Here is a 1567-nt window from a genome sequence, read left to right on the forward strand (position 1 = left end):
CGTGGAGATCCGTCAGTCCGTGACGTCCTCGTGTGGCGGTCCTGACCTTCCGGTGCCGTGTACTGAAATGAAAAGCGGGTGCAGCGCTTTCGCGCTGCACCCGCTTTCGTCCTCTGAAGATCAGAGATCGAACTCGGCCGGAGAGATTCCGACTGCAAAACACATGTCGCGTACGACGCCGCGCTCGTGCTCGTCGAAGTTGCCGTCCGCGCCGCCGATGATGATGCCGATCTGGATGACCGCGCGGGCCTGATCCTGCTTCGACTTGAGCTTGGCGATGGTCGCGGTTGCCTCGACCTTGCCGAACTCGTAGTCCGAGGACAGCTTGCTGCAGTACCAGTCGAACTGCTCACGAAGCTCGTCCGGCGGGAAGACCGCGAGCGACTCGTTGCTCATGATCAGCGCGGCGGTCTTCTGACGCTCCGACGGATCGATCGAACCGTCTGCGGCGGCGATCAACGCGCACATTGCCATGCTCGCGTTCTTGAATTCCTTGTTCTGGAACTGGCTGGTCTTTGTCTTGAGCTGACCGTTCATCTCCTGAGCCTTAGCCTTCAACTGATCCCAGAATGCCATGAGTCTCCTCGAGTATTGCCGCCACACACCGCGCGTGGTCGTACCACCACTCTGCCTGTGCGCTCGGCAATCCGCCATCGGCCGCTAGGTGCGGTCGAACACTGCCAGAATTCGCGACTCGGAGATCGGGTCGAGCACGTCCGGGGTGAAGTGCCATTGCGTGCGGGTCCACGGATCGTGAACCTCCGTCTGCCCTGCTGCCGAAAGATGTTGGCACCCCTCGGACAGCGCGGCGACGGACTCTTCCGCGAAGTTCGACTCGTCCTCTCCGACAATGAGTATCGACAAACCGATTGCCGGTCCACGTTCGGCGAGGAACATGACGGTCTGTGCGTCTTCGGCGGAGTATCCGTGCGGAAAATCGCTGAGGATCAACAGTCGTAGGGAACTCGGGCCATCTGCGACACCACTCATTCGCGCGAGTTCGCCCATGTCGACGGCTTCGGCAAGTGCCCGCAAGCGCGCCGAGATCTCGGTGTGAGCGGTGATGACCGGCCCCGCGAGCATCGGTGCCAGTCGGTCGGTCAGTGGCGTCAGCGAGCCGGTCAGATCGACGACGTCGAGTAGCGGCATCGGGCCGGCGGCCATGACACGCACGGTGACGGCACTGATCAGACCGAGCGCTGCTTTGCTCGACGTACTGTCCACCCAGATGGGTCGACGCAGTGGGAGCGGGACGCAGTAGGGAACGGTGAGCGTGCCGCGGTCCGGAGCCGACAGCTCGCCCAGACGCATTCCGTCGCTGACGGCCGTGATCTGGGCCGGATCGGTTGTTCCCGCCCACGACACCGACTTCCACGACGCCATCGACCGTGGGAGCACGCCGTCGATCACGCCGAGTTCGTGCGCAAGCTGGGCGCTGTCGCGGGCGTGATTGTCCCGTGCGAGTGAGACGAGATCGTCGTGACGCTTCTGCTACGCCCTGCTCTGCTAGCTGATCGAGAAGCTCCGATGGTCTTCCTGTGAGGATGTCATTCGGCGTGAATTTCTC

The 1567-nt window shown here is 62.6% G+C and carries 2 protein-coding genes; both read right to left on the reverse strand.

The annotated features are described in order from the left end of the window. Positions 1–120: 120 nt before the first annotated feature. Positions 121–576: a tellurite resistance TerB family protein gene (locus tag ABT116_RS45095; protein ID WP_003941110.1), complete on the reverse strand. Its 456-nt coding sequence runs from the start codon at positions 574–576 to the stop codon at positions 121–123. 84 nt (positions 577–660) lie between these two features. Next, positions 661–1410, reverse strand: a complete 750-nt coding sequence (locus ABT116_RS45100; protein WP_351646837.1) for a hypothetical protein — start codon at positions 1408–1410, stop codon at positions 661–663. Between the last annotated feature and the right edge of the window lie 157 nt (positions 1411–1567).

Origin of the sequence: Streptomyces sp. NPDC002130 (assembly GCF_040296465.1) — a bacterium.
Classification (GTDB): domain Bacteria; phylum Actinomycetota; class Actinomycetes; order Streptomycetales; family Streptomycetaceae; genus Streptomyces.

Coding starts and splice junctions, on each gene's coding strand:
- ABT116_RS45095 (WP_003941110.1), bottom strand. CDS start 576: ATGGCATTCTGGGATCAGTTGAAGGCTAAGGCTCAGGAGATGAACGGT.